At 72.5% G+C, this 26,280-nt stretch carries 25 protein-coding genes and 1 pseudogene; 17 read left to right on the forward strand and 9 right to left on the reverse strand.

The genetic code is table 11. From position 1 onward, the window contains the following. Positions 1-86: 86 nt before the first annotated feature. From IO36_RS20340 to IO36_RS20350, 3 genes and pseudogenes are all read right to left on the reverse strand, one after another. Positions 87-251 (reverse strand): annotated as a pseudogene (locus IO36_RS20340) (carbohydrate esterase); the annotation flags it as partial. 2 nt (positions 252-253) lie between these two features. Then, the gene (locus IO36_RS20345) at positions 254-1,711 is read right to left on the reverse strand and encodes an RICIN domain-containing protein (RefSeq protein ID WP_078943340.1); all 1,458 of its coding nucleotides are present in this window, start codon (positions 1,709-1,711) and stop codon (positions 254-256) included. A gap of 163 nt (positions 1,712-1,874) precedes the next feature. Beyond that, a complete protein-coding gene (locus IO36_RS20350; protein ID WP_037621758.1) occupies positions 1,875-2,363 on the reverse strand; it encodes a MarR family winged helix-turn-helix transcriptional regulator in 489 nt (162 codons plus the stop codon). Positions 2,364-2,502: 139 nt separating this feature from the next. Between IO36_RS20350 and IO36_RS20355 the strand changes: the two genes are divergently transcribed. Further along, complete coding sequence (locus IO36_RS20355; RefSeq protein ID WP_037621759.1) at positions 2,503-3,867, forward strand: pyridoxal phosphate-dependent decarboxylase family protein; 1,365 nt, start codon at positions 2,503-2,505, stop codon at positions 3,865-3,867. Between the two features lie 21 nt (positions 3,868-3,888). Here IO36_RS20355 and IO36_RS20360 read toward each other — a convergent pair whose 3' ends face one another. Then, positions 3,889-4,491, reverse strand: coding sequence for a nitroreductase family protein (locus tag IO36_RS20360; RefSeq protein WP_037621760.1), 603 nt, complete (start codon positions 4,489-4,491; stop codon positions 3,889-3,891). Between the two features lie 190 nt (positions 4,492-4,681). Between IO36_RS20360 and mmuM the strand changes: the two genes are divergently transcribed. After that, positions 4,682-5,608: a homocysteine S-methyltransferase gene (gene mmuM, locus IO36_RS20365; protein WP_037621761.1), complete on the forward strand. Its 927-nt coding sequence runs from the start codon at positions 4,682-4,684 to the stop codon at positions 5,606-5,608. A 44-nt stretch (positions 5,609-5,652) separates the two neighbouring features. Here the strand turns inward: mmuM and IO36_RS20370 are convergent, their stop codons facing one another. Both IO36_RS20370 and IO36_RS20375 read right to left on the reverse strand, forming a co-directional pair. Then, positions 5,653-7,437 (reverse strand): carboxylesterase/lipase family protein, encoded by a 1,785-nt coding sequence (locus IO36_RS20370; RefSeq protein WP_051900708.1) that lies wholly within the window; start codon positions 7,435-7,437, stop codon positions 5,653-5,655. A gap of 319 nt (positions 7,438-7,756) precedes the next feature. Further along, complete coding sequence (locus IO36_RS20375; RefSeq protein WP_037621762.1) at positions 7,757-8,437, reverse strand: ThuA domain-containing protein; 681 nt, start codon at positions 8,435-8,437, stop codon at positions 7,757-7,759. A gap of 88 nt (positions 8,438-8,525) precedes the next feature. On the opposite strand from IO36_RS20375, the gene IO36_RS20380 reads away from it, so the two are divergent. Beyond that, positions 8,526-8,939 (forward strand): VOC family protein, encoded by a 414-nt coding sequence (locus IO36_RS20380; protein ID WP_037621763.1) that lies wholly within the window; start codon positions 8,526-8,528, stop codon positions 8,937-8,939. 6 nt (positions 8,940-8,945) lie between these two features. On the opposite strand, the gene IO36_RS20385 is transcribed toward IO36_RS20380, so the two are convergent. The 3 genes from IO36_RS20385 to IO36_RS20395 all read right to left on the reverse strand — a co-directional run bounded on the left by IO36_RS20385 (position 8,946) and on the right by IO36_RS20395 (position 11,899). Further along, positions 8,946-9,668 carry a helix-turn-helix transcriptional regulator gene (locus IO36_RS20385; protein WP_037621764.1) on the reverse strand — a complete coding sequence of 241 codons (723 nt, stop codon included), beginning with the start codon at positions 9,666-9,668 and terminating at the stop codon, positions 8,946-8,948. A gap of 10 nt (positions 9,669-9,678) precedes the next feature. Beyond that, positions 9,679-10,623 carry an AraC family transcriptional regulator gene (locus IO36_RS20390; protein WP_037622016.1) on the reverse strand — a complete coding sequence of 315 codons (945 nt, stop codon included), beginning with the start codon at positions 10,621-10,623 and terminating at the stop codon, positions 9,679-9,681. Between the two features lie 103 nt (positions 10,624-10,726). Beyond that, on the reverse strand, positions 10,727-11,899 hold the full coding sequence (locus tag IO36_RS20395) for a YihY/virulence factor BrkB family protein (RefSeq protein WP_078943312.1): 1,173 nt from the start codon (positions 11,897-11,899) through the stop codon (positions 10,727-10,729). Between the two features lie 17 nt (positions 11,900-11,916). Here IO36_RS20395 and IO36_RS20400 point away from each other — a divergent pair, with 17 nt between their 5' ends. The 14 genes from IO36_RS20400 (at position 11,917) to IO36_RS20465 (ending at position 26,278) form a co-directional block, all read left to right on the forward strand. After that, a complete protein-coding gene (locus IO36_RS20400) occupies positions 11,917-13,551 on the forward strand; it encodes an acyl-CoA dehydrogenase family protein (protein WP_037621765.1) in 1,635 nt (544 codons plus the stop codon). A gap of 259 nt (positions 13,552-13,810) precedes the next feature. Next, positions 13,811-15,106 (forward strand): GAF domain-containing protein, encoded by a 1,296-nt coding sequence (locus IO36_RS20405; RefSeq protein WP_037621766.1) that lies wholly within the window; start codon positions 13,811-13,813, stop codon positions 15,104-15,106. 160 nt (positions 15,107-15,266) lie between these two features. Continuing rightward, entirely contained in the window at positions 15,267-16,613 is a 1,347-nt protein-coding gene (locus IO36_RS20410) for a hypothetical protein (RefSeq protein ID WP_037621767.1), read from the forward strand. 169 nt (positions 16,614-16,782) lie between these two features. Next, entirely contained in the window at positions 16,783-17,355 is a 573-nt protein-coding gene (locus tag IO36_RS20415; protein ID WP_037621768.1) for a GNAT family N-acetyltransferase, read from the forward strand. Positions 17,356-17,518: 163 nt separating this feature from the next. Further along, positions 17,519-17,602: a putative leader peptide gene (locus IO36_RS49205; RefSeq protein ID WP_309486338.1), complete on the forward strand. Its 84-nt coding sequence runs from the start codon at positions 17,519-17,521 to the stop codon at positions 17,600-17,602. Between the two features lie 135 nt (positions 17,603-17,737). Continuing rightward, complete coding sequence (locus IO36_RS20420) at positions 17,738-19,432, forward strand: nitrite/sulfite reductase (protein ID WP_037621769.1); 1,695 nt, start codon at positions 17,738-17,740, stop codon at positions 19,430-19,432. Then, complete coding sequence (locus IO36_RS20425; RefSeq protein ID WP_037621770.1) at positions 19,429-19,608, forward strand: hypothetical protein; 180 nt, start codon at positions 19,429-19,431, stop codon at positions 19,606-19,608. The genes IO36_RS20420 and IO36_RS20425 overlap by 4 nt, the downstream gene beginning before the upstream one ends. Next, a complete protein-coding gene (locus IO36_RS20430; RefSeq protein WP_037621771.1) occupies positions 19,605-20,315 on the forward strand; it encodes a phosphoadenylyl-sulfate reductase in 711 nt (236 codons plus the stop codon). Before IO36_RS20425 ends, IO36_RS20430 begins: the two co-directional genes overlap by 4 nt. After that, the gene (gene cysC / locus IO36_RS20435; protein WP_078943314.1) at positions 20,312-20,917 is read left to right on the forward strand and encodes an adenylyl-sulfate kinase; all 606 of its coding nucleotides are present in this window, start codon (positions 20,312-20,314) and stop codon (positions 20,915-20,917) included. The genes IO36_RS20430 and cysC overlap by 4 nt, the downstream gene beginning before the upstream one ends. Then, positions 20,914-21,852, forward strand: a complete 939-nt coding sequence (gene cysD / locus IO36_RS20440; protein ID WP_037621772.1) for a sulfate adenylyltransferase subunit CysD — start codon at positions 20,914-20,916, stop codon at positions 21,850-21,852. The genes cysC and cysD overlap by 4 nt, the downstream gene beginning before the upstream one ends. 2 nt (positions 21,853-21,854) lie before the next feature. Next, complete coding sequence (locus tag IO36_RS20445; protein ID WP_037621773.1) at positions 21,855-23,210, forward strand: sulfate adenylyltransferase subunit 1; 1,356 nt, start codon at positions 21,855-21,857, stop codon at positions 23,208-23,210. Between the two features lie 232 nt (positions 23,211-23,442). Further along, complete coding sequence (locus IO36_RS20455) at positions 23,443-24,564, forward strand: aliphatic sulfonate ABC transporter substrate-binding protein (protein ID WP_425535542.1); 1,122 nt, start codon at positions 23,443-23,445, stop codon at positions 24,562-24,564. Positions 24,565-24,600: 36 nt separating this feature from the next. Beyond that, positions 24,601-25,389: an ABC transporter ATP-binding protein gene (locus tag IO36_RS20460; protein ID WP_037622025.1), complete on the forward strand. Its 789-nt coding sequence runs from the start codon at positions 24,601-24,603 to the stop codon at positions 25,387-25,389. Further along, positions 25,376-26,278 carry an ABC transporter permease gene (locus IO36_RS20465; RefSeq protein ID WP_037621775.1) on the forward strand — a complete coding sequence of 301 codons (903 nt, stop codon included), beginning with the start codon at positions 25,376-25,378 and terminating at the stop codon, positions 26,276-26,278. The genes IO36_RS20460 and IO36_RS20465 overlap by 14 nt, the downstream gene beginning before the upstream one ends. Positions 26,279-26,280 lie beyond the last annotated feature (2 nt).

The raw sequence follows: 26,280 nt of genomic DNA on the forward strand, positions 1-26,280 counted from the left end.
CCGGGCGGGGTCCGGCGTCCGGGGGTCCGGCGGATGGCCGGGCCGGTACCTGGGGCGCCCCGGTTCCGGTCGGGACGCCCCAGGGGTCATCCCACCCTCACCCGGTCCTCCGGCACCAGCCCCAGGGCGAGGAGTTCGTCGCGGACCAGGGCCGCGTAGACCGTGGCGCCGTGCACCGAGGTGTGGGTGTTGTCCCGTTTCTCGTCGTAGAGGTAGATCGCCTTCGAGCCCTCGACGCCGAGGGACTCCAGGTTCAGGTCCCGCGCGTCCACTGCTGGTTGGCGCCTCCGTTGCAGGTGTACGTGATGAGTGCCGCGGAGTCCGCGGCGGACGCCCCGGACACGTCCAGGCACTCACCGGTGGCCCGCGCCCTGAGCAGCGTGTAACCGCCGGAGGACGTCACCGACCACTGCTGGGAGACGGCGCCGGAGCAGTCCTCCTGGGTGACGTCGGTGGCGTTCTCGGTCAGGCACAGGGAGCTGCCCCGGCCCGTCAACTGGTAGTAGCCGCCGAGGGACTTGAACCAGAACTTCTGGTTCGCCCCGCCGTTGCAGGTGTACTGGGTGAGCGCGGCCCCCTGCCAGAGCGACTGGCCGGGGACGTCCGCGCACTTGCCGGAGTGACGGGCCGTCAGGGTCTCGTAGGCGGCGCTCGTCGCGCCGATGGTCCCGGCGGCCGCGTCGACCGTGATCTCCGGGGACCAGGACAGGGACATGGTGGTGGCGGTGGGGAAGGCGACCGGCAGCCAGACGTACCGGGAGTCGTCGACCGTGCCGCCGAACGCGTCGCCCCAGCGGTCGCCCATGTACAGGTAGGAGGTGCCCGAAGCCCCCTGCACGGGAAGGACGTACGCGGTCTGCGAGCCGTACGCGGTGGAGTCGCCGACGTTCGTCATCGCGGTCCAGGGGCCGGCGAGCGAGGTGGCGGTGGCGTACTGCTGTTGGTTGGGACTCCAGCCGGTGGCGGCCGAGGTCAGCATGAAGTAGACGCCGCCCCGCCGGAACAGCGCCGGGGCCTCGCGGTGCCCGCCGTGCCAGGGGTCGGCGACCAGCGCCGCGACACCGGTGTAGTCGGCGGTGAGCCGGTAGATCTGGAGGTCGTAGTTCTCCCGGGCGGCGGACACCAGGTAGCCGGTTCCGTCGGTGTCGACGAAGGTCGTGAGGTCGCGGGACATGTACTGGCCGAGCGGCCGGAAGCTGCCCCGGTAGGTGTAGTCGCCGTCCACGGTGTCCGAGACGGCGACGGCGGCCCGCGCCTCGCTGTAGTCGACGCCGTTCTCCTTGTGCATCCACATGACGAACGTGCCGGTGGATGCGTTGTACATGACCTTGGGCCGCTCGATGTAGGCCGTGCCCAGTTCGGCGGCGCTCGCCCGGGTCAGGACGTGGTTGCGGAACTCCCAGGACTTCAGGTCGGTGGAACGATAGGCGTCGACGTACTCGAAGGTGTTGTCGGCGTTGCGGTCCTCGCCGAACCAATAGTAGTAGCCGCCCACTTTGATGACCCCGCCGCCGTGCGCGTGCACGGCGGCCCCCGAAGTGTCCTTGAACTGGGTCCCGTTGACGATGGTCTGGGCCGCCGCCCGCGCGGGCAGGGCGGCGAGGAGTCCTCCGGCGAACGTCAGGACGAGGGCGAGGAGCAGGGCGCCCGTACGTCCCGCCGGGCGCCGGCCCGAGGAGACGGCGCGCGGGGCGGGGATGGTGCGGCTCATGCGGCTCATACGGTGACCGTCCGTCCGGTAGGCCGAACAACCTCTGCGACGACATGCCTTGCCGCCGAAAAAGTAAGCGCGTTCTACGTCCGGGTCAACGGAGTGGACGGGGCCGGTCCGCCTCCATCCGCCCCTGTCCCGCCTCCGTCGCACCTCGACTCCGTCAGGCGTCGTCGCGCAGGGCCGTCTCGATCCGGCCCAGGGCGGCGGTCAGGCGGCCGTAGTCGTCGGTGGTCAGCGGGGCGACGAAGTACCGCTCGACCAGGCGGGCGTGGACGGCGGCGGCACGCAGGAACACCTCGCCTCCGTGGGGGGTCGTCTCCACCAGGGTGACCCTGCGGTCCGCGGGTGAGGGGATCCGGCGGACCAGGCCCGCCTCCTCCATGCGGTCCAGCAGTCGGGTGGTCCCGCTGCTGGTCAGCGTGAGGTCGTCGGCGAGATGCCGCTGGGAGACCTCCTCGCCCGGCCGGCGGCAGAGCCGTATCAGGACCTCGAGCATGGTGTGGCTGATCCCGCACTCCTGCCGCAGCTCGCCGTCGATGCGCTGTTCCAGGCGGGTGGCGGACTTGATCAGCAGGCCGAAGTCCCGGACGAGCCGGCTGTTGGCGGCCCGGGCGGCGACTTCCTCGCCGGGCTGAGGGGTGGTGTTCATCGCCGCCGAGCTTACTGCCGACGCACCAAGTGACTCCTCAATCACCAACCAGTCAGTCATTGACATAGCAATTGCTGAGTAGTCAACTAAAGCAAGGGCGGTGCGCAACCGCCGGAGAGCACCGGAGAGGGAGACCCGCGTGGATCTGCAGCACTGGCTCGGCCGGGCCACCGAGGCCGTACAGGACTGGGCCGACGGTTTCGGCACCTTCCGGCCGCACACGTCACTGGAGGTGGACGACGAGCGCTTCGGTGCCGCCTTCGCGGAGTTCACGGTGAGGCTGAGGGACAACTATCCCTTCTTCCACCCCCGTTACGCGGGCCAGATGCTCAAGCCGCCGCACCCCGCCGCGGTGGTCGGCTACCTCACCGCGATGCTGATCAACCCCAACAACCACGCGCTGGACGGGGGGCCCGCCACCGCCGCGATGGAGCGCGAGGTCGTCGCCCTCCTGGCCACGATGTTCGGCTATGAGGGTCATCTGGGGCACCTGACCACCAGCGGCACGATCGCCAACCTGGAAGCCCTCTTCGTCGCCCGCGAGCTCCATCCGGGGCGCGGGATCGCGCACAGCGCGGACGCCCACTACACCCACGGCCGCATGTGCCACGTCCTGGGCGTCGCGAGCCACGCCGTGCGCACGGACGCCCGGGGCCGGATGGACCTGGAGGATCTGGAGCGCGTACTGCGGACCGGGGAGGTGGGCACCGTCGTCGTCACCGCCGGGACCACCGGGCTCGGCGCCGTCGACCCCGTGGACGAGATCCTGCCGCTGGCCCGACGGCACGGCGTGCGGGTCCACGTCGACGCCGCCTACGGGGGGTTCTTCACCCTGCTCGCCGGTGCGGACGGCCCCGAGGGACTTCCCGCCGGGCCCTGGCGGGCTATCGCGGGGTGCGACTCGATCGTCGTCGACCCGCACAAGCACGGTCTCCAGCCCTACGGCTGCGGCGCCGTCCTGTTCCGCGATCCCGAGGTGGGCCGCTTCTACCTCCACGACTCGCCCTACACGTACTTCACCTCCGACGAGCTGCACCTGGGCGAGATCAGCCTGGAGTGCTCGCGCGCGGGCGCCTCCGCGGCCGCCCTGTGGCTGACCTTCCGGCTCCTGCCGCCCACCCCCGAGGGTCTGGGCCGGGTCCTGGCGGCCGGCCGCCGCGCGGCCCTGAAGTGGGCCGGCCTGATCACCGCGTCCGACCTGCTGGAGCTCTACCAGCCGCCCGAGCTGGACATCGTCGGCTACTTCCCCGCCGTCGAACCCGCCTCGCTCTCGGGCATCGACGCGGTGTCCGGGCGGGTCCTCGCCGAGGGCATGACCGGCTCCGAGCCCGTGTTCCTGAGCACGCTCAAGGCCGGCGAGAAGGCGTTCACCGCCCGCCATCCCGGGGTCGCCGCGGACGCCGACGGCGCCCGGATCCTGCGCAGCGTGCTCATGAAGCCGGAGTCCGAGCACCACGTCGAGCGGCTGCACGCGCGGGTCGAGGACCTGGTGCGGGCCCGCTGAGCGGTCCGGGCGCGACCCGGGTCAGTTGCGCAGGCCCCAGTGGCCGCGGTGCACGACCTCGTCCATCCCGCGCCGGCGCTCCGCGATCCGGGCGCCCTGCGCGGGGACGTCGTCCGACCGGTAGCCGACCGTGATGCCGCCGATCGGCGCGTACTCCCCGGGGATCCCGAACTCGGCGCGAAAGGGCTCCAGTTGTTCGGGCATGATCCCGAAGAAACAGGCGTCGAGTCCTTCGTCGACCGCGCTCAGCAGCATCATGAGCGCGGCCATCCCGGTGTCGACGTACCAGTAGGGGACCGGCCACCGGGCCTCGGCGCGGTCCTCCCAGCCCTTGTCGGGTTCGGCGTAGCGCTCCAGATACGCCGCCTTGTGGGCGAGCGGTACGACGACCAGCGGGGCGTCCTGCATGGTCGGGGTCTGCTCGACGCGGGTGGGGACGAACGGCCAGAAGCGGGCGCGGTCGGCGGGTTCGGTGAGCGCGAGGAACGCCCACCCCTGGGAGAAGCCGGCCGACGGGGCGCGCAGCGCGGAGGCGAGGACGCGCTCCACCGCCTCGGGGGCCAGCGGCTTGTCGGAGTAGTGCCGGATCATGCGACGACGACGGACCACCTCGGAGAACTCCATGTCACCCGATCCTGCCAGGCCACGCCCCGCCGGGACCCCGGCTCCGTCCGGATCAAGCCGTCGGCCCGGGAGCGGGAAGGCCCCCGCCCGGCGGGGCGCGTCCTCGGCCCGGGTGTTCCGTTCCGCGGGACGGCCGCCCGACAGGTGGACGGGGGCGGGGCGCGGCCTCCGGATCGGTTAGCGTCGGGACATGGCCAGCGACAACGCCCTCTCCCTCGCCGCCGCACTGTCCTCGGGCACGGTCGTGCTCGACGGAGGCATGTCCAACCAGCTGGAGGCGGCCGGACACGACCTCGGGGACGCGCTCTGGTCGGCGCGCCTGCTGGAGGACCGGCCCGAGGCGATCGTCGAGGCCCATCTCGCCTATTACGAGGCGGGCGCGGACGTGGCGATCACCGCCAGCTACCAGGCGACGTTCGACGGGTTCGCCCGGCGCGGCATCCCGCGCGAGCGGGTCGCCGGGCTGCTCGCCCTGAGCGTCGGGTCGGCGCGCGAGGCCGCGCGGCGCGCGCACGCGAAGGGCGCCACGCGGCCGCTGTGGGTCGCGGCGTCGGTGGGGCCGTACGGGGCGATGCTCGCGGACGGCTCCGAGTACCGGGGGCGCTACGGACTGAGCGTCGCGGAGCTGGAGCGCTTCCACCGGCCGCGCCTGGAGGTGCTGGCCGCCGCCGCGCCCGACGTGCTGGCCCTGGAGACGGTTCCGGACGCGGACGAGGCGCGGGCGCTGCTTCGCGGGATCCGCGGGCTCGGCGTACCGGCGTGGCTGTCCTACAGCGTGGCCGGGGACCGTACGCGGGCCGGTCAGCCGCTGGAGGAGGCCTTCGCCCTGGCCGCCGAGGCGGACGAGGTGATCGCGGTCGGGGTCAACTGCTGCGCGCCCGAGGACGTCGACGCGGCCGTCGCCACGGCCTCGCGCGTGACCGGCAAGCCGGTGGTGGTCTACCCGAACAGCGGTGAGGCGTGGGACGCGACGGCCCGCGCCTGGACCGGCGCCTCCACGTTCGCCTCCGAGCAGGTCGTCGGCTGGGAGCGGGCCGGCGCCCGGCTGATCGGCGGCTGCTGCCGGGTGGGCCCGGAGGCGATCACCGGAATCACGTCGGCCCTCCGAGCGACCTGATCCAGCCCCGGACCCACGAACCGTCACCCCAGCCGGCGGCAGGGTCAGCGTCTGCCCGCTCCGCCCGGGCGGCGGAAGCGGCGGACGACCGCGAGCGGTGTCGTGATGCGTACGGGCGCGTCGACGGACGGAGGGGCGGACGGGTCCTCGGTCACCGTGGACGGGCCGTCCGCGGGTTCGGGGTCCGCGCCGGTGCCGGACCGGACGGCGACCGCGGGCGTCGGCGCGGGGACGGTCCCGACCGTGGATCCGCCGATGTGGCGGCGCGTGGGGCCGGTCGCCGGCCTGGCCGCGGCTCTGGCCGACTCGGCCGCCCACAGGGCGAGTTCGGGGTCACGGGGGCCGTGGACGGTGTGCGGGTCGCCGTCGCCGAAGATCCGGACGGGGTGCGTGTCGTCCCAGGCGGCCCACCCCGGGTCGCCGTGGGTCGCGAACCGCACCCAGGCCGCGTGCATCGCGTCCGCCAGCTCCTGCGGGGCGCCCTCGCCCGCGAGCTTCGCCGACTCCGGCACACCGGCCGTGTCGAAGACGAAGCCCAGTTCCAGGGCGTGGCAGGCGCCGAGGTCCGGCACGTTGGAGGGCCAGGCGAACTCGTAGACGTGCGCCGGGGCGCGGACGTCGGCGCCGGGGGCGGTGGAGGGAGTGCCGCCGCGCGCGTCGGCGAGGCGGTGCAGCGGTACCCGCAGGAGGTGGTCGGTGATCATCTGGCCGACGAGGTCGGCGGTGCCCGCCTCGGGACGGAGGCTCCGGTACCCGCGGGGCACCTCGTGGCCGCAGTGGCAGCGGGCCATCGCGCCGGCCAGGGCCACCGGGCCCAGCCGGTCGACGCGCTCCAGGAGCCCGCCCGGCACGAGCCACAGCCGGTACTCGTCGCGGGTCCAGCCGAGCAGCAGGCCGACGTCCGCCGCGGCGCCCTCGACCAGGGCCTCCAGGGGATCGCGCGGTACCAGGTCACCGTCGACGACGATCCCGAAGGCGGGACCGCCGAGCACCGGGCTGCTGAGTCTGCCCACGTCGGCCTGGGTGCGCAGCAGCAGGTCGCGGTCCACGGCGGCGAACGCCTCCGCCGTCGCGGGGACCTTCAGCCGGGTGGCCATCCTGCGCACCATCCGGCGCACCTTGTCGCGGTCGCTCACCTCGGGCGGCCCGCTCTGCAGCACCGCCCGCCGGAACAGGCCCCGGGCCCGCGGGCTCGCGAGCAGGGCGCCGATGCTGATGGCTCCGGCGGACTCGCCGAAGACGGTCACCCGGCCGGGGTCTCCGCCGAACCGGGCGACGGACTCGTGCACCCACTCCAGCGCGGCGAGCTGGTCGCGCAGTCCGGGGTTGGCGGGCGCGTCCGGGAAGAGTCCGTAACCCTCCACGCCCAGGCGGTAGTTGAAGGACACGAAGACGACGCCGTCGCGGGCGAAGGCGTGCCCGTCGTACACGGGCACGGCCGAGGAACCGCGGGTCAGGGCTCCGCCGTGGATCCACACCATGACGGGGAGGCGGGCGGCGGGGTCCGGGGCCGGGGTCCACACGTTCAGATTGAGACAGTCGTCGCCGGGGACGACGGGGTCGGCGAGGAGCTTGGCGAAGGCCTCGGAGTAAGGCGGCTTGGGCGGGGTCGGCCCGAACGCTCCGGCGTCCCGGACCCCGTCCCAGGGTTCGGGGGGCTCGGGCGGCCGGAACCGGCGGGCGCCGAAGGGAGGGGCCGCGTACGGGACGCCCCGGAAGACCGCGATCCCGTTCTCGTACCGGCCGCGCACCGCTCCGTAGGGGGTGGGGACCACCGGGTCCCTCTTCTCCGCCACCGGATCCACCGAGTCCACCGAGTCCGCCGTCATCCGGGACCAGCTCCTCACCGTCGCGCGCTGTAGAGATCAGAGCATCACATCGCGTCGCGGTATTCCTGTCGAGAATGCCTTGACCGGCCGATTCCGCGGGACGCCGAGACGGGGTCCGAGGGACGCCGAGACGGGGTCCGTGGAGCGCCGACACGGGTTCCGTGGGGCGCCACACGGGCCCGGCGGGGCCGGTGGCGGGCTCCCGACGGGGCCCGGGCGGGCCCGGTCCACGGTCGGCCGCCGGTCCTGAGCCGCCCCAGAGCAGCCCCGGACACCCCCGGCCGGCCCTGCACCGCCCCCACGACGCCCCCGACGACGGTCAGCTCCCCGGGCCCGCGGCGGGCTCCCGGGCCGCCCAGAGGATGCCCCCGAGCAGATGCCGGCGGAAGTCCGGGTCCTCGTACGCCTCCGCGGAGTGCCCCAGCGCGGTGTAGAAGACCCGGCCGGTGCCCTGCTCCCGGCACCAGACCAGGGGGTGGTCGGCGCCCATTCCGCCGCCCTCGTAGGAGGTCTCGTCGGCGGAGGCGAGCACGCGCACATGCTCCGCTTCGCGCGGGTTCGTACGGAAGTCGTACCATTCGTCCGTGAATGCCCAGACCGGCGGCAGGTGCCGGGTCGCGGGATGTCCGTGGTCCTCGACGAGGACCCGGCCCGGCTGGAGGTCCGGGTGCCGGTCGAAGCGGGCTCCGAGCAGGTCGCCGTAGTGGGGCCAGTCGTATTCGGTGCACGCGGCGGCGTGCACCCCGACGAAACCGCCGCCGCCCTCGACATGGGCCGCGAGCCGGCCGCGGCCCGCCGGGGTGAGCACCTCGCCGCTGGTCGACAGGAAGACGACGGCCGCGTACGGGTCGAGGGGGGCCTCGAGGACCGCGGGGTCCTCGGTGGCGTCGGTCGCGAAGCCGTGGGCCCGGCCGAGCGCGCGCACGGCGCTTACGGCGGCCGGTATGGAGTCGTGCCGGTAACCGGTCGTACGGGTGTACACGAGAACGCGGAAGACCATGCCCGGAGCCTAAGGGCTGCGCACCGGGGAGGGAGCGCTGTCCGTTTCCTTCAAGACCGGCGGACGGGGACCTGCCTACGGTGGCCGCATGACTCCACGATTCGATGTGATCGGGCTGGCCGTCTCCGACATGGCCGCCTCCCTCGCCTTCTACCGCCGCCTCGGGCTCGTCTTCCCCGACGGCGCCGAGAACGAGCCGCACGTCGAGGCCGGACTGCCCGGCGGGCTGCGCCTCGCGCTGGACACGGAGGACACCATCCTTTCGTTCCACCCCGCCTGGCGGCCCCCGGCCGGCGGCGGCCGGGCCTCGCTCGCCTTCCGCTGCGAGGACCCCGCCGAGGTCGACTCGGTGTACGAGGAGCTCGTCGGCGCGGGCCATCACGGCGAGCTCAAGCCGTGGGACGCCTTCTGGGGCATGCGGTACGCCGTCGTGCACGACCCGGACGGCAACGGCGTCGACCTGTTCGCCCCGCTGCCGGAGGCACCCGCCCCCGCCCCCTAAGGCATGTCACCTGCGGCCGGTCAGTTCGCCGAGCGTCATTCCCGTCAACTCCCGTACGTCGCGGGCCAGATGGGCCTGGTCCGCGAACCCGGCGCGGAGCGCGGCGACGGCGAAGGGCTCGTCGTCGCGGGCGAGGGCGAGCGCCCGTTGCAGGCGCAGGATCCGGGCCAGGGTCTTGGGGCCGTAGCCGAAGGCGGTGAGCGAGCGGCGGTGCAGCCGCCGTGCGCCCAGGCCCAGCCGGTCGGCGGTCTCGGCGACCGGGCGGCCCGCGTCCAGCGCGGCCACCACCTCCCGGAGCAGCGGGTCGGGAGGCGGGGCCTGTGCCGCGCGGAGCAGCGCGACCTCTTCGAGCGCCAGGACGGGATCGGCGGCCGCGTCGATCCGCGCGGCGAGCCGGCGCACCTCGGCGGCGGGCCACAGGTCGGTCAACTCCACGCGCCGGTCACGGAGTTCGTGGGCGGGCACGCCCAGGTAGGCGGGGGCGGTGCCGGGGTGGAAGCGGACGCCGGCCCAGCGGCGGGGCGGGCCCTCGGGGACGTGGGACCGGGTGTCGGGACCCGCGACGAGCAGCCGTCCCTCGGTCCACAGCAGATCCATGCAGCCGTCGGGCAGCACGGCGGACCGGGCGCGTTCGGACCCCCGAGCCGCGTCGGCGTCCGGTGCCGGTCCGCCCGGGGCGCGGCTCCAGACCACCGCGCCCGGCAGCCGGGACGCCCGTTCCGCGTACATGTCCGCCAGGCTACGCCGGGCGGGCCCGGTGCTCCTGGGGGCTGACGCCGTAGAGCCGTTTGAAGGCGCTGGAGAGCGCGAAGGCGCTGCCGTAGCCGACGTGGCGGGCGATCGTCTCCAGGGTGTCGTCGCTCTCGCGGAGCCGGTCCGCGGCCGAGGCGAGGCGCCGGCCGGTCAGATAGGTCATCGGGGGTTCCCCGACGAGTTCGCCGAAGCGCCGGGCCAGCGCGGCGCGCGAGACGCCGGTCTCGGCGGCGAGCGCGGCGACCGTCCAGGGGCGGGCGGGGTCGTCCTGGAGGAGCCGGAGCGCCCGGCCCACGACGGGGTCCGCGAGGGCCCGGTACCAGGCGGGGGCTGCGGCCTCGGGGCGGGAGAACCAGGCCCGCAGGGCGCTGATCGTCAGCAGGTCGAGGAGGCGGTCCAGGACGACCGCCTGGCCGGGTTCGTCGCGCGCCATCTCGGCGGCGAGGATCGGGGTCAGCGGGCACTCCCACACGTCGGAGGAGAGCGTGAGCAGCGGCGGCAGGGCGTCGAGCAGCGGGCCGTGGACCTCGCCGCGCATCAGGTACGTGCCGATGAGCAGCACCGTCGAGCCGTCGGGCTCGCCCCAGCTGCGCACCCCGAGGTCCCAGTGGCCGCTCAGCGGGCGCCCGTCCGGGTAGTGGCACTCGCCGCCGGGCAGGATCACGGCCCCCGGCGCGGTGGCGGGGTCGTCGGCGCACCGGTACGGGTCGGGGCCGCGCGCGATGGCGAGGTCGCCGGCCCGCAGCCGCAGCGCCTCTCCCCGGTCCGGCACGACCCAGGCGTCGCCGCGGACCGCCAGCATGACCGTCAGCGGGGCGCGGTCCTCGACGCGTACGCACCAGGGGGGATCGAAGCAGGCGCGGATCATGAACGCGCCGCGTGCGCGTGGACCCTCCAGCAGGCCGGCGAGGGGGTCTCCCCGGGTGAGCATGTCCGAGCGCGACGGAACGTCCATGGCGTCAGGGTAGACGGCGGCGGGACGGCCGCTGACGCCCGCCCACGGGCCTCGCGAAGAGCGTCCGGGTGGTGCCGGGTCACTCCCCCGGCGGGTGCTCCTCGCCGTTCTTGCCGGCGCGGTGGGCGTTGTGGTGGGTGTTCCTGGCGTGGGTGCGCAGCCGGGAGGTGACGTCCTCCGGGGGCAGGAAGCGCGACCAGCGCTCGGGGAACTCGGAGGGCATGTCGAAGTCGTCGGGGTCGGCGTCGTAGGAGCGGTGCGCGGCGACGCGGGCCACGTACTCGGCGGCCTGGGCCTCGCGCAGCCGCTCGTTGGCGGCACGGGCCGCGGCGGTCGCGGCGGCGGGCCAGACCCGGTCGATGGCGGCGTTGACGGCCGCGCCGACCAGGACGGCGAAGGCGGACACGCCGATCCACAGCAGGACGGCCACGGGCGCGGCCAGCGAGCCGTAGATGGTGGGGCCCTCGATGGTGTTGGTCAGGTAGATGCGCAGCAGGAAGCTGCCGAGGACCCACATGGCGAGGGCGACCAGGGCGCCGGGCACGTCCTCGACCCAGGGGGAACGCACGGGCACGGACACGTGGTAGAGGGTCGTCAGGAAGGCGACCGACAGGACGATGACGACCGGCCAGTACAGGACCTGCACGACGGTGGTCGACCAGGGGACGACGTTCACGACGGCGTCCGGGCCCGCCACCATCAGCGGGAGCGCGACGGAGCCGATCAGCAGCGCGACGATGAACAGCAGGAAGGACATCATCCGGGTCTTCACGATGCCCCGGGTGCCGTCGAGGCCGTACATCACGGTGATGGTGTCGACGAAGACGTTCACCGCGCGCGAGCCCGACCACAGGGCGAACAGGAATCCGAGGGAGATGATGTCGGGCCGGCCGCCCTTCATCACGTCGTGCAGGATCGGCTCGGCGATCTGGTGCACCCCCTTCTCGGTGAGCACCGTGCGGGAGGCGTTGAGAAGGTTGGACTCCAGGCTCGCGATGGTGTCGGCGCCGGTCCAGGCGTCCACGTAGCCGAGCAGCCCGATCAGGCTGAGCAGCAGCGGCGGCACCGACAGGAGCGTGAAGAACGCCGCCTCGGCCGCCAGTCCGAGGATCCGGTACTCCATGCACGAGTTGACGGTGTCCTTGATCAGCAGCCAGGCGGTCCTGCGCTTGGAAACGTTCCGGTAGAGCGCGCGAGCGCGGTGGAACCGGCCCGGACGAGGCCGTTCAGGTGTTTCTTTTGCCTGGTGCACGTCCTTACGGTAGCGGTATGGCAGCCAGCACCCACACCGTGACCAACCAGGCTCCGCCCCTGGTCGGATATGACGTCTTCGCCGCCGACCGGGCACTGGGCGAGGCGGTCGAGCGGCACCTCGATCCGGAGCTCCTGGAGGAGGCGCGCGAGGACCTGTCGTCGCTCGGCCGTACGACGGGTTCCGCCCAGGTCCAGGAGTGGGGCGCGCTCGCCAACGAGAACCCGCCGCGGCTGCGCACCCACGACCGCTACGGCAACCGGATCGACGAGGTCGAGTTCCACCCGTCCTGGCACCGGCTCCTGGGCAAGGGCGTGTCGGCGGGGCTCACCTCGGCCTGGACCCGGCCCGGCGGGCACCTGCGGCGCGCGGCGGGCTTCGTGGTCTGGTCGCAGGCCGAGGCGGGCAACGGCTGCCCGCTGTCGATGACGCACGCGGCGGTGCCCGCGCTGCGCGCCGACCCGGCGCTCGCCGCCGAGTGGGTGCCGCGTCTGACGTCCGCGGTCTACGACCAGGAGCTGCGTCCGGCGTCGCTGAAGGCCGGTGTGCTCTTCGGTATGGGTATGACGGAGAAGCAGGGCGGCAGCGACGTCCGCGCCAACACGACACAGGCGCGGCCGCTGGATGAGGACGGGACGTACGGACTGACCGGGCACAAGTGGTTCTGCTCGGCCCCGATGTCGGACGGTTTCCTGGTGCTGGCGCAGGCCCCGGGCGGGCTGACCTGCTTCCTGGTGCCACGCGTCCTCGAGGACGGCACCCGCAATGTCTTCCGCATCCAGCGGCTCAAGGACAAGCTCGGCAACCGGTCCAACGCCTCGGCCGAGGTCGAGTTCGACGGGACCTGGGCGCGCCGGGTGGGCGACGAGGGGCGCGGGGTGCGGACCATCATCGAGATGGTGGCGGCGACCCGGCTGGACTGTGTGCTCGGCTCGGCCGGGCTGATGCGGCAGGCGGTCGCGCAGGCGGTCCACCACTGCACCTACCGGGAGGCGTTCGGCGGCCGTCTGGTCGACAAGCCGCTGATGCGCAACGTGCTCGCGGATCTGGCGCTGGAGTCGGAGGCGGCGACGACGCTGGCGATGCGGCTCGCGGCGGCGTACGACGACGGGAGCGAGCGGGAGCGGGCCCTGCTGCGGATCGCGGTGCCCGCGGCCAAGTACTGGGTGACCAAGCGCTGTACGCCGGTTGCGGTGGAGGCGCTGGAGTGCCTGGGCGGCAACGGCTACGTCGAGGAGTCGGGCATGCCGCGGCTGCTGCGGGAGTCGCCGCTCAACTCCATCTGGGAGGGCGCCGGCAATGTGCAGGCGCTGGACGTCCTGCGCGCCCTCCAGCGGGAGCCGGGGGCCCTGGACGCGTATCTGCGGGAGGTGGGCCAGGCCCGCGGCGCCGACCACCGGCTGGACGGGGCCATCAAGAACCTGCTGACCGAACTCGCCGACCTGGACGGCATCGAGGGCCGGGCCCGCCGGCTGGTCGAGCGGATCGCGCTGGTGCTCCAGGGTTCGCTGCTCGTGCGGTACGCGCCGCCGGAGGTGGCCGACGCGTTCTGCGCCTCGCGTCTGGGCGGTGACTGGGGTACGGGCTTCGGCACGCTGCCGCACAGTCTGGATCTGGCCACGGTGGTGGAGCGGGCCCGGCCGGTGTCCTGAAAGGAGCGCTGACGCGGGGGTGGTGCTGCGCCGACACGGCACCACCCCCGCCGCTCGCCCCGTTCAGGAGCTCGGACACCGCACGGGCGGCGTCGCTGTCAGTTTCGAGGAACCTTGTGACCGTTGGCGAGAGTTGCAGACCGTTGCATTCCTTTGTGCACCTTGTGCGAAGTCCCGGCGGAGGCGGCCGAGAGCAGGCACGATGTGGGATGACGGCGGTGTCGCGGCCCGTACGAGGTCCTGGTTTCGGGAGTGCTCTGTGAAGACCACATCGTTCAACCCAGCCCGTTTCGCACCGTCCGACGCGTCCGAGACGGCGGGGCACCTCCACAAGGCCTGGGCCGCCTCGGTGCGGGGGGAACCTGGCGCGTTCGCCCCGCGTCCGGTGATCGGCCGGTCCTGGCAAAGAGCGAAACGATTCGGCGTCAATCCCGAACAGGGAACGGCCAGCACCCTTCTCCAACCGGACGAAGTCGAACACCGGCGGACGTCCACCGCGCTCGCCGATGTGATGCCGACGCTGCACGGCGCCCTCGGGACGGTCGCCGACGCCTCCCTGCAGATCATGGTGGTCACCGACCCCGAGGGCCGGGTGCTGTGGCGGGCGGGGAATCCGGGCGTGCTGCGCCGGGCGGACGCCATCTGCCTGGAGGAAGGCGCCGCCTGGAGCGAGGAGACCACCGGCACGAACGCCATCGGAACGGCCCTGTCGGCGGACGCGCCCGTCCAGGTCCACTCCGCCGAGCACTACGTGCGCACCCTGCACGAGTGGACCTGCGCCGCCGCTCCGGTCCACGACCCGCGCGACGGACGGCTGCTCGGGATCGTCGACGTGAGCGGCCCGGACAGCACCTTCCACCCCGCCACCCTCGCCCTCGTCGACACGGTGTCGCGACTGGCCGAAAGCGAACTGCGCGCCGTGCATCTGAGGGCCGTCGAGCGGCTGCGCGCCGTGGCCGCCCCGCTGCTGTGCCGGCTGGACGGCCCGGCGCTCGTCGTGGACACCCACGGCTGGCTCGCCGCCGTCACCGGGATGCCTCCCGTGGACCGGGTTCCGCTGCCCGCCTCCTTCGGCGCCGGGCACTGCTGGCTGCCCTCCCTCGGGACGTGCGTCGCCGAGCCGATGCCCGGCGGCTGGCTGCTGCGCGTCACCGGCGACGCCGACCCCGGGAGCCCCGGCCGGGTCCTCCTCGACCTCGGCGAGCCCCGCCGCCCGCACATCACCGTCCGGGGCACGGCGGGCAGTTGGGACCAGGCCCTGAGCCCGCGCCACGCGGAACTGCTCTACGTCCTCGCCGTCCACCGACAGGGACGCAGCGCCGCCCAGCTCGCGGTCGACCTCTTCGGCGACCCCACCCGCACCGTCACGGTCAGGGCCGAACTCTCCCGCGTACGCCGCCGGCTCATCGGGCTCCTCGACCACCGGCCCTACCGCTTCCGTGAGGAACTGGAGGTCCAGGTGCTGCTGCCGGACGACCCCCGCGACCTGCTGCCGCACTCGACGGCTCCCGCGGTGAGCGGAACGCGCGCGAGTGCCGAGGCGGCACCGTCGTGACGGCGGGCAGGGGCGCGAGGGGCGTATTTCGGGGGCGTCTTCCGCGGTATCCGCCCTGGCCGGAAGGTCTCTGCCGTAGCATCCACTCCACAGGCCACCCCACCCGTCTCTCCGTCAACGCCCTCGGCGGGGGAGGCAGTTGGCCTACCCGGGAGGACACATGAGGCAGCGCGGCAGGCACCGACGCCGAAGAAGGGGACAGGCGCTGCGCGCCACCCTGGCCGGAACGGCGCTCGCGCTCACCGCGGCCGCCACCCTGATCAGCACCTCGCAGGCGACCGGCGCCAACAGCCCGGGCGACCTCACCCCGCTGCACACCGGCGCCTCCACCCAGCTGAGCCTCCACGAGAACCTCGCCTCCCGGGACACCCTGGACACGCTCAGCGGGAACATGGGCGGCAACGTGGGCGTCGACGGCGTCCTGAGCGACGCCGACCGCTCGATGCGCAACGCCTCCGGCTGCTCGGCGGACGAACGGGACGCGCTCCCCGTCGAGCCGACGGCCACCCGCGCGTACTGCTGGGACGACGCCGACGCGCGGACCCCGCGCTGGCGGCCGCGTTCCCTGACCACCTCGGGCGACGCCGACGACGACGGCGCGTGGGGCGCGCACGAGGTGATCCTGTCCGGCTGGACCCACCGCGACACACGGGCGGCGGCGCCCGGCCGGGACGAGGGACTCGCCAGGATCGCGTTCGTCGACGCGACCGACCCGGACGCCCTGCGCTACCGCTGGGTCCTGCTGGTCGCCCCGCGCGCCGGCGGGAAGGACTTCGCCCCGGTCCGCGCGGACCTCGGCGGCATGGTCTGGTACCAGGACAAGCTGATCGTCACCGCGGAGCACGGCCAGGGCCTGCTCCTGTTCGACCTGCACCGGCTGCTGCGGGCCGACGTGGACAGCTCCGCCGTCGGCCGGGTGGGCCACGGCTACTCCGCCGCCGGCTACCGCTACGTCCTGCCCGCCATCGGCTCGTACGAGCCCGAGGGCGGCTCCTGCACCCGCGGCCGCGGCCACGCGGTCCCCTGCATCGGCTCGCTCTCCCTGGACCGGACGACCACCCCCGACAGCCTCGTCGCCACGGAGGCTCCGGGCGACCGTCCGGAGCGCACCCGCATCTGGCGGTACGCCTTCAGCACCGCCGCCTACCGCACCGGACTGCTGGCCGACGCCCAGGGCCATGTGAACGCGGTCGAGGCCTACACGACCAAGGGGACGGGGATCTCGGGCGCCCTCTCGCACAGGCCCTCCGGCGGGGCCGAGGCCGAGTGGTACATCGGACGGCCGTCCGGCGACCGCGCGGGCCACGGGTCCTTGTGGCGCCAGGACGGACACGGCGCCGAGGCCGCCACCTGCACCGCCGACCAGTCGCACGCCTGCTGGAGCCTCGGCTCCGGATCGCTGTCCTACTGGCAGCGGACCGGCGAACTGTGGACGCTGAGCGACACGGCGGACCGCCGGGTGCTCTACGCGGTGCCGCTGTCGTCGGTCGACGGCTCGCTCGGATAGCCGCGGGCGGGCCCGCCCCGCCCGGCTTCCGCACGGCCCGGCTCCCCTGCGCCACGGGCCCCCCGCCGATGGGTCCGGGTCGGCCCGCCGACGGGTCGCCCCGCCCGCCCCGCGGCCGAACCATGGACGCCTTTGGAGCCGCGCCCGCCCCCGTGGTTCCCTGGCGGTCATGAGCAGCATCAGTGTGACCACCTGGTCCCTGGAGCAGACGGCCCCGGCCGACCTGCTCCCCGCGAGCGCGCCCGAGGGCGACCTGCGGATCGTCCGCGCGGAGGTCCCCTCGCCCGAGTTCAGCCGCTTCCTGTACGCCTCGGTCGGCGGGGACATCCTCTGGACCGACCGGCTCGGCTGGACGTACGCGCAGTGGCAGGAGGTCCTGGACAGGCCGGGCGCCGAGACCTGGGTCGCCTACGACCGGGGAACCCCCGCGGGATACATCGAACTCGACGCCCAGGACGACGGGGTCGTGGAGATCGCGTACTTCGGACTCGTCCCCGCGTTCCGCGGGCGCCGGATCGGGGGGCACCTCCTCGCCTTCGGGACCGCGCGCGCCTGGGACCTGGCCGGGCGCTGGCCGGGGCGGGCCGAGACGAAGCGGGTGTGGCTGCACACGTGCAGCAAGGACGGCGAGCACGCGATGGACAACTACCAGCGCCGCGGCTTCCGGCTCTTCGACACCAAGGTCGAGGAGGAGGCGGAGACCGTCACCCCGGGACCCTGGCCCGGCGCGTACACCGTCTGACCCGCTTTGTGCCGTGATGACCACGGCTCCCGGCCCTCCCCGCGGCACCCCTCACGAGCCGGTCATGTGATCGACACCACCCTTGTCCCACGATTCGGGACAAGGGTGTCCACATATTGGATGACGGTGGACTGCCCGGAGATCCCCGTGACACGCTTCCGTCATGTCTGGAACTGGGATTGCCTTGGTGAGTCGGCGGCACGTCGACCTCGGCCGCATGTCCAGCGCCATCTGTCCGGCGAGCTGATCAGCCCAGCAGCGCCGAGCCCCCCTCTTTTTGCGACCCTTGCGCAGTGCTGCGCCCATTCTTCCGTATGCACCCGTATGCGCAGGTCAGAGCCGCAGTCAGACCTGCCCCGCAGTCTCGAAGGACGTATCGACCATGGCCGCCACCCCGCAGGATCCCGCTGTCGCGCCCCGCCGCAAGGTGAGCCGTCACCGCGGCGAGGGACAGTGGGCCGCCGGTCACTTCACCCCGCTCAACGGCAACGAGCAGTTCAAGAAGGACGACGACGGTCTCAATGTGCGGACACGCATTGAGACGATCTACTCCAAGCGGGGCTTCGACTCGATCGACCCCAACGACCTGCGCGGCCGCATGCGCTGGTGGGGTCTCTACACCCAGCGCAAGCCCGGGATCGACGGCGGCAAGACCGCGATCCTGGAGCCGGAGGAGCTGGACGACGAGTACTTCATGCTGCGGGTCCGCATCGACGGCGGCCGGCTGACCACCGCGCAGCTGCGGGTCGTCGGCGAGATCTCGCAGGAGTTCGCGCGCGGCACCGCCGACCTCACCGACCGCCAGAACGTCCAGTACCACTGGATCCGCATCGAGGACGTCCCCGCGATCTGGGAGCGCCTGGAGGCCGTCGGCCTGTCCACGACCGAGGCCTGCGGTGACACGCCCCGCGTCATCCTCGGCTCGCCCGTCGCCGGGATCGCCGAGGACGAGATCATCGACGGCACCCCGGCCATCGAGGAGATCCACCGCCGGGTCATCGGCAACAAGGACTTCTCGAACCTGCCCCGCAAGTTCAAGACCGCGGTCTCCGGCTCGCCGCTGCTCGACGTGGCGCACGAGATCAACGACGTGGCCTTCGTCGGCGTGAACCACCCTGAGTACGGTCCCGGCTTCGACCTGTGGGTCGGCGGCGGTCTGTCCACCAACCCGAAGATCGGCCAGCGCCTGGGCACCTGGGTGCCGCTCGACGAGGTGGCGGACGTCCACATCGGCGTGCTGTCGATCTTCCGCGACTACGGCTACCGGCGGCTTCGCAACCGCGCCCGGCTGAAGTTCCTGGTCGCCGACTGGGGCGTGGAGAAGTTCCGCCAGGTCCTGGAGGACGAGTACCTGGGGCGCAAGCTGGTCGACGGCCCCGCCCCCGACCAGCCCGTCGCCCGCTGGCGCGACCACGTCGGCGTGCACCGGCAGCAGGACGGCCGCTTCTACGTCGGCTTCGCGCCGCGCGTCGGCCGCATCGACGGCGCCACCCTGACGAAGATCGCCGACCTGGCGGAGGCGCACGGCTCGGGCCGGGTGCGCACCACCGTCGAGCAGAAGATGATCGTCCTCGACGTCGAGGAGGGACAGGTCGACTCGCTCGTCGAGGGCCTGGAGGCGCTGGACCTCACCGCCCGCCCGTCCTCGTTCCGGCGCGGCACGATGGCCTGCACCGGCATCGAGTACTGCAAGCTCGCGATCGTCGAGACCAAGGCGCGCGGCGCCTCGCTGATCGACGAACTCGAGCGCCGCCTGCCGGAGTTCGACGAGCCGCTCACCATCAACATCAACGGCTGCCCCAACGCCTGCGCCCGTATCCAGGTCGCGGACATCGGCCTCAAGGGCCAGCTCGTGCTCAACGACGCGGGCGAGCAGGTCGAGGGGTACCAGGTGCACCTCGGCGGCGCGCTCGGTCTGGAGGCCGGGTTCGGCCGCAAGGTCCGCGGTCTGAAGGTCACCTCGGACGAACTGCCCGACTACGTCGAGCGGGTCCTCAAGCGCTTCCAGGAGGAGCGCGAGGACGGCGAGCGCTTCGCCGTCTGGGCCGCGCGCGCCTCCGAGGAGGCGCTGTCGTGAGCGAGCGTGCGGCGCCGTTCTACTGCCCCTACTGCGGGGACGAGGACCTGCGACCCAGCGAACAGGGCCACGGCGCATGGGAATGCGCGGCCTGCAACCGAGCCTTCCAGCTGAAGTTCCTGGGGCTGCTGTCCCGGGGCGTCCGGCAGGAAGAGCATGGAGGGGCGGAGATATGACGGTCATTCAGCAAGAGCGCACGGACGAAGAGCTGAAGAGCCTGGCGGAGCGGGCGGGACGCGACCTGGAGGACGCGTCCGCCCTGGAGATCCTGCGCTGGGCCGCGGACACCTTCGGCGCGAAGTTCTGCGTGACCTCCTCGATGGAGGACGCGGTCGTCGCCCATCTGGCCTCGCGCGCCCGTCCCGGTGTGGACGTGGTGTTCCTCGACACCGGCTACCACTTCCCGGAGACCATCGGCACCCGGGACGCGGTCGAGGCCGTGATGGACGTCGACGTCATCACGCTGACCCCGCGTCAGAGCGTCGCCGAGCAGGACGCCGAGTACGGGCCGAAGCTGCACGACCGCGACCCCGACCTGTGCTGCAAGCTCCGCAAGGTCCAGCCGCTGGAGCAGGGCCTGACGGGCTATCAGGCCTGGGCGACCGGCCTGCGCCGCGACGAGTCCCCCACCCGGGCGAACACCCCGGTCGTCGGCTGGGACGAGAAGCGCCGCAAGGTCAAGGTCTCCCCGATCGCCCGCTGGACCCAGGACGACGTCGACGCGTACGTCGCCGAACACGGCGTCCTGACCAACCCGTTGCTCATGGACGGCTACGCCTCCGTCGGCTGCGCCCCCTGCACCCGCCGGGTGCTCGAGGGCGAGGACGCGCGCGCCGGCCGCTGGGCGGGCCGCGCGAAGACCGAGTGCGGACTGCACGGATGACGACCACGACGACCACGACGAACCCCGCGCCCGCCGCGGGCCCCACGATCTCCCAGGAGCAGGAAGTGACGAGCGGAGCCACCGTCTGGCTCACGGGTCTGCCGAGTGCCGGCAAGACCACCATCGCCTACGAGCTGGCCGGCCGGCTGCGCGAGGAGGGCCACCGCGTCGAGGTCCTCGACGGCGACGAGATCCGCGAGTTCATCTCGGCGGGTCTCGGCTTCGGCCGCGCGGACCGGCACACCAACGTGCAGCGCATCGGCTTCCTCGCCGAGCTGCTCGCCCGCAACGGCGTCAAGGCGCTCGTTCCGGTCATCGCGCCCTACGCCGACAGCCGCGAGGCGGTGCGCGGGCGCCACCGGGAGAACGGGACGACGTATCTGGAGGTGCACGTGGCCACCCCGGTCGAGGTGTGCTCCGTACGCGATGTGAAGGGTCTGTACGCCAAGCAGGCCGCGGGGGAGCTGACGGGGCTCACCGGGGTCGACGACCCCTACGAGGCACCCGAGTCGCCCGACCTGCGCATCGAGTCGCACACCCAGACCGTGCAGGAGTCCGCCGCCGCGCTGCACGCGCTGCTCACCGAGAAGGGTCTCGCATGACGACCGTCGCCAGCGTCTCCGAGGAGACCGAGAGCAGCCCGTACGCGCTGTCGCACCTGGACTCGCTGGAGTCCGAGGCGGTCCACATCTTCCGCGAGGTGGCGGGCGAGTTCGAGAAGCCGGTGATCCTGTTCTCCGGCGGCAAGGACTCCATCGTCATGCTCCACCTGGCGCTGAAGGCGTTCGCCCCGGCGGCGATCCCCTTCACGCTGCTGCACGTGGACACCGGGCACAACTTCCCCGAGGTCCTCGACTACCGCGACCGGACCGTGGAGCGCCACGGGCTGCGACTGCACGTGGCCTCGGTGCAGGACTACATCGACCGCGGTGTCCTCAAGGAGCGCCCGGACGGCACCCGCAACCCGCTGCAGACCCTGCCGCTGACGGAGAAGATCCAGTCGGAGCGCTTCGACGCCGTGTTCGGCGGCGGACGCCGTGACGAGGAGAAGGCCCGCGCCAAGGAGCGGGTCTTCTCGCTGCGCGACGAGTTCTCCCAGTGGGACCCCCGCCGCCAGCGCCCCGAGCTGTGGAACCTGTACAACGGCCGCCACGCGCCGGGCGAGCACGTCCGCGTCTTCCCGCTGTCCAACTGGACCGAGCTCGACGTGTGGCAGTACATCGCCCGCGAGGGCATCGAACTGCCCGAGATCTACTTCGCGCACGAGCGCGAGGTCTTCCAGCGGTCGAACATGTGGCTGACCGCCGGCGAGTGGGGCGGCCCGAAGGACGGCGAGACCGTCGAGAAGCGGCTCGTCCGCTACCGCACGGTCGGTGACATGTCCTGCACCGGTGCCGTCGACTCCGACGCGACCACGCTGGACGCCGTCATCAACGAGATCGCCGCCTCCCGGCTCACCGAGCGCGGCGCGACCCGCGCCGACGACAAGATGTCCGAGGCCGCGATGGAAGACCGCAAGCGCGAGGGGTACTTCTAGACATGACCAGCACCACCGAACCCACCGAGCCCCTGTCGGTCGAACAGCTCTCGGCGACCACCCTGCTGCGCTTCGCGACCGCGGGCTCCGTCGACGACGGCAAGTCCACGCTCGTCGGACGCCTGCTGCACGACTCGAAGTCGATCCTGACCGACCAGTTGGAGGCCGTCGAGCACGCCTCCCGCAACCGCGGCCAGGACACCCCCGACCTCGCGCTGCTCACCGACGGCCTGCGGGCCGAGCGCGAGCAGGGCATCACCATCGACGTCGCCTACCGCTACTTCGCCACCGCGCGCCGCCGGTTCATCCTCGCCGACACCCCCGGCCATGTGCAGTACACCCGCAACATGGTCACCGGCGCCTCCACCGCGGACCTCGCCGTCGTCCTCGTCGACGCCCGCAACGGTGTCATCGAGCAGACCCGCCGGCACGCCGCCGTCGCCGCGCTGCTGCGCGTCCCGCACGTGGTGCTCGCCGTCAACAAGATGGACCTCGTCGGCTACGAGGAGTCCGTGTTCGCCGCGATCGCCGAGGAGTTCACGGCGTACGCGTCCGAGCTGGGCGTCCCCGAGATCACCGCCATCCCGATCTCGGCGCTCGCCGGCGACAACGTGGTGGAGCCGTCCGCGAACATGGACTGGTACGGCGGCCCGACGGTGCTGGAGCACCTGGAGACCGTGCCGGTCAGCCACGACCTGGCGCACTGCCACGCGCGGCTGCCCGTGCAGTACGTGATCCGCCCGCAGACCGCCGAGCACCCCGACTACCGGGGCTACGCGGGCCAGATCGCCGCCGGGACCTTCCGCGTCGGCGAGCGGGTCACCGTCCTGCCCTCCGGACGCACCACGACGATCTCCGGGATCGACCTGCTCGGCAAGCCGGTCGACGCGGCCTGGACGACCCAGTCGGTCACCGTCCTGCTGGCCGACGACATCGACGTCTCCCGCGGCGACCTGATCGTGCCGAGCAAGGACGCGCCCCCGACCACCCAGGACGTGGAGGCGACCGTCTGCCACGTGGCGGACGAGGCGCTCACCGTCGGCCACCGGGTGCTGCTCAAGCACGGCACCCGCACGGTCAAGGCGATCGTGAAGGACATCCCGTCCCGGCTCACCCTGGACGACCTCTCGCTGCACCCGCACCCGGGCCGGCTGGTCGCCAACGACATCGGCCGCGTCAAGATCCGCACCGCCGAGCCGCTCCCGGTCGACTCCTACGCGGACTCCCGGCGCACCGGCGCCTTCATCCTGATCGACCCCGCGGACGGCACCACCCTCACCGCGGGCATGGTCGGCGAGTCGTTCGCCGCCCCGCAGCCGGTCAAGGACGAGTCAGACGACGACGGTTGGGACTTCTGACATGAACCCCATCGACATCTACGCGACGTTCGCGAAGGAGGGCGGCCGCGTCGGCAGCGGCGCCCTCGGCAGCGGGCAGGGCGGGGTGGCGCGATGTGCGCGATGACGTACGCGCACTGCCTGCGCGCCCCGTCCCCCCACCGGACGTCCCCGTTACGACGAAGACCTGCCGACCTCCCGGCCACGACCTGAGACAGGCGTGACCGCCGGGCCACCGAGAGGAACACCTCCCGTGTCTGCCATCCGCTCCACGCGCACCAAGCTGCTCGGCCGCGGTATCGCCCTCGTCACCGCTCTCCCCCTGCTGGCGCTCGCCGCCTGCAGCTACGGCTCCGAGGCCAAGGACGACAACGCCGCCGCCAAGGTGGCCGCCGGATCGAAGAAGATCGACGGACTGGACTCCGTGAAGATCGGCTACTTCGGCAACCTCACCCACGCCACCGCGCTGGTCGGCAACCAGAAGGGCTTCTTCCAGAAGGAGCTCGGCGCGACCCAGGCGAAGTACCAGATCTTCAACGCCGGCCCCTCCGAGATCGAGGCGCTCAACTCGGGCTCCATCGACATCGGCTGGATCGGCCCCTCGCCCTCCATCAACGGCTTCACCAAGTCCGAGGGCAAGAACCTCAGGATCATCGGCGGTTCGGCCTCGGGCGGCGTCAAGCTCGTGGTGAACCCCAAGAAGATCAAGTCCCTGAAGGACGTCAAGGGCAAGAAGATCGCGACCCCGCAGCTCGGCAACACGCAGGACGTCGCGTTCCTCAACTGGGCCGCGGAGCAGGGCCTGAAGGTCGACGCCCAGAGCGGCAAGGGTGACGTTTCGGTCGTCCGCGTCGACAACAAGGTCACGCCGGACGCCTACAAGTCCGGCTCCATCGACGGCGCCTGGGTGCCGGAGCCGACCGCGTCCAAGCTGGTCGCCGAGGGCGGCAAGGTACTGCTCGACGAGTCGGACCTGTGGCCCGACAAGAAGTTCGTGATCACGAACATCATCGTCTCCCAGAAGTTCCTCAAGGAGCACCCGAAGGCCGTCGAGGCGGTCCTGAAGGGCTCGGTCGAGACCAACAAGTGGATCAACGCCAACCCGGACGAGGCGAAGGCGTCGGCGAACAAGCAGCTGGAGGCCGACTCGGGCAAGGCGCTGCCGGCGAACGTCCTCGACCCGGCCTGGAAGTCCATCCAGATCACGAACGACCCGCTGGCCGCGACGCTGCACACCGAGGCGGACCACGCGGTGAAGGCCGGACTCCTGGACAAGCCGCTCCTGGACGGCATCTACGACCTGACGCTCCTGAACAAGGTCCTCGCGGCCGCCGGTGAGAGCAAGGTCGACGACGCCGGTCTCGGCGTCAAGTAAGTCCGGATCCCGATGAGTTCCCAGGAGGTGACGACCATGGCAACGACGCTCGCCAAGGCCGCCGACGGCGCCGACACGACCGAGTACGCCGCCCGCATCGAGCACGTCTCGAAGTCCTTCGCCGGACCCGCGGGACCCCAGCTCGTCCTCGACGACATCAACCTCGATGTCGCGCCGGGCGAGTTCGTCACCCTCCTGGGGGCCTCGGGGTGCGGCAAGTCCACACTGCTGAACCTGGTCGCGGGGCTGGACAAGCCCTCGGCCGGATCCATAGCGACCAACGGGCGCCCCGCCCTGATGTTCCAGGAGCACGCCCTGTTCCCGTGGCTGACCGCGGGCAAGAACATCGAACTCGCTCTGAAGCTCCGGGGCGTTCCCAAGGCCGCACGGCGCGAGCGGGCCGAGGAGCTGCTCGAGCTGGTCCGGCTGAAGGGCGCGTACGGCAAGCGGGTGCACGAGCTGTCCGGCGGTATGCGCCAGCGCGTGGCCATGGCGCGGGCGCTCGCCCAGGACAGCCAGATCCTGCTGATGGACGAGCCGTTCGCGGCGCTGGACGCCATCACCCGGGACGTGCTGCACGACGAACTCACCCGGATCTGGCGCGAGACGGGCCTGTCCGTCCTGTTCGTCACGCACAACGTCCGTGAGGCCGTCCGGCTCGCCCAACGGGTGGTCCTGCTGTCGTCCCGCCCGGGGCGCATCGCCCGCGAGTGGCGGGTGGACATCCCGCAGCCGCGCCGGATCGAGGACGCCCCCGTGGCGGAACTGTCCATCGAGATCACCGAAGAACTGCGTGGGGAGATCCGCCGTCATGGCCAGCACTGAGACGAAGTCCGAGCCGGGCGCCAGGGACCACGAGGAGCTCGGCGGACTGGAGGCGGGCCTCGACGCGCTGGAGTCCTCCGTGACCGGCCGCAGCTCCTTCGGCACGACGTTCCGGCAGAAGGTGCTGCCGCCGCTGGTCGCCTTCGTGATCGTCCTGGCGGCCTGGCAGGCACTGATCACCTTCAAGATCGTCGACGATCCGACGAAGCTGCCCTCGCCGTCCGACGTCTGGGCCGAGGTGAAGGGCGCCTGGCTCCAGGGCACGCTGCTCGACTACATCTGGACCAGCGTCTCGCGCGGTCTGCTCGGCTTCCTGTTCGCCCTGGTGATCGGCACCCCGCTGGGCCTGCTGGTGGCCCGGGTGAGGTTCGTGCGCGCCGCGATCGGGCCGATCCTGTCCGGGCTGCAGTCCCTGCCCTCGGTCGCGTGGGTCCCGCCGGCCGTGATCTGGCTGGGCCTGAACAACTCGATGATGTACGCGGTGATCCTGCTCGGCGCGGTCCCCTCGATCGCCAACGGGCTGGTGTCGGGCGTGGACCAGGTTCCGCCGCTGTTCCTGCGCGCGGGCCGCACGATGGGCGCGACGGGCCTGCGCGGCACCTGGCACATCGTGATGCCGGCCGCGCTGCCCGGCTACCTCGCCGGTCTGAAGCAGGGCTGGGCCTTCTCCTGGCGCTCCCTGATGGCCGCGGAGATCATCGCCTCCTCCCCCGACCTCGGCGTGGGCCTCGGCCAGCTCCTGGAGAACGGCCGCAACGCCAGCTCCATGCCGCTGGTCTTCCTCGCCATCTTCCTCATCCTGTTCGTCGGCATCGCCATCGACCTGCTGATCTTCAGCCCGGTGGAGCGGTGGGTGCTGCGCAGCCGCGGACTCCTGGTGAAGGGCTGACC

The sequence above is a fragment of the Streptomyces aureus genome, assembly GCF_000725495.1.
Lineage (GTDB): Bacteria > Actinomycetota > Actinomycetes > Streptomycetales > Streptomycetaceae > Streptomyces > Streptomyces aureus_B.

Bases quoted from the DNA above. Each gene is read 5' to 3' on its own strand.
- IO36_RS20400 (WP_037621765.1), top strand. From the start codon at position 11,917: ATGGCAGCCAGCACCCACACCGTGACCAACCAGGCTCCGCCCCTGGTC.
- mmuM (WP_037621761.1), top strand. From the start codon at position 4,682: ATGGCCAGCGACAACGCCCTCTCCCTCGCCGCCGCACTGTCCTCGGGC.
- IO36_RS20415 (WP_037621768.1), top strand. From the start codon at position 16,783: ATGAGCAGCATCAGTGTGACCACCTGGTCCCTGGAGCAGACGGCCCCG.
- IO36_RS20445 (WP_037621773.1), top strand. From the start codon at position 21,855: ATGACCAGCACCACCGAACCCACCGAGCCCCTGTCGGTCGAACAGCTC.
- IO36_RS20465 (WP_037621775.1), top strand. From the start codon at position 25,376: ATGGCCAGCACTGAGACGAAGTCCGAGCCGGGCGCCAGGGACCACGAG.
- IO36_RS20375 (WP_037621762.1), bottom strand. From the start codon at position 8,437: ATGGTCTTCCGCGTTCTCGTGTACACCCGTACGACCGGTTACCGGCAC.
- IO36_RS20370 (WP_051900708.1), bottom strand. From the start codon at position 7,437: ATGACGGCGGACTCGGTGGACTCGGTGGATCCGGTGGCGGAGAAGAGG.
- cysC (WP_078943314.1), top strand. From the start codon at position 20,312: ATGACGACCACGACGACCACGACGAACCCCGCGCCCGCCGCGGGCCCC.
- IO36_RS20390 (WP_037622016.1), bottom strand. From the start codon at position 10,623: ATGCTCACCCGGGGAGACCCCCTCGCCGGCCTGCTGGAGGGTCCACGC.
- IO36_RS20385 (WP_037621764.1), bottom strand. From the start codon at position 9,668: ATGTACGCGGAACGGGCGTCCCGGCTGCCGGGCGCGGTGGTCTGGAGC.
- IO36_RS20420 (WP_037621769.1), top strand. From the start codon at position 17,738: ATGGCCGCCACCCCGCAGGATCCCGCTGTCGCGCCCCGCCGCAAGGTG.
- IO36_RS20460 (WP_037622025.1), top strand. From the start codon at position 24,601: ATGGCAACGACGCTCGCCAAGGCCGCCGACGGCGCCGACACGACCGAG.
- IO36_RS20380 (WP_037621763.1), top strand. From the start codon at position 8,526: ATGACTCCACGATTCGATGTGATCGGGCTGGCCGTCTCCGACATGGCC.
- IO36_RS20350 (WP_037621758.1), bottom strand. From the start codon at position 2,363: ATGAACACCACCCCTCAGCCCGGCGAGGAAGTCGCCGCCCGGGCCGCC.
- IO36_RS20360 (WP_037621760.1), bottom strand. From the start codon at position 4,491: ATGGAGTTCTCCGAGGTGGTCCGTCGTCGTCGCATGATCCGGCACTAC.
- IO36_RS20345 (WP_078943340.1), bottom strand. From the start codon at position 1,711: ATGAGCCGCACCATCCCCGCCCCGCGCGCCGTCTCCTCGGGCCGGCGC.
- IO36_RS20430 (WP_037621771.1), top strand. From the start codon at position 19,605: ATGACGGTCATTCAGCAAGAGCGCACGGACGAAGAGCTGAAGAGCCTG.
- IO36_RS49205 (WP_309486338.1), top strand. From the start codon at position 17,519: ATGTCTGGAACTGGGATTGCCTTGGTGAGTCGGCGGCACGTCGACCTC.
- cysD (WP_037621772.1), top strand. From the start codon at position 20,914: ATGACGACCGTCGCCAGCGTCTCCGAGGAGACCGAGAGCAGCCCGTAC.
- IO36_RS20410 (WP_037621767.1), top strand. From the start codon at position 15,267: ATGAGGCAGCGCGGCAGGCACCGACGCCGAAGAAGGGGACAGGCGCTG.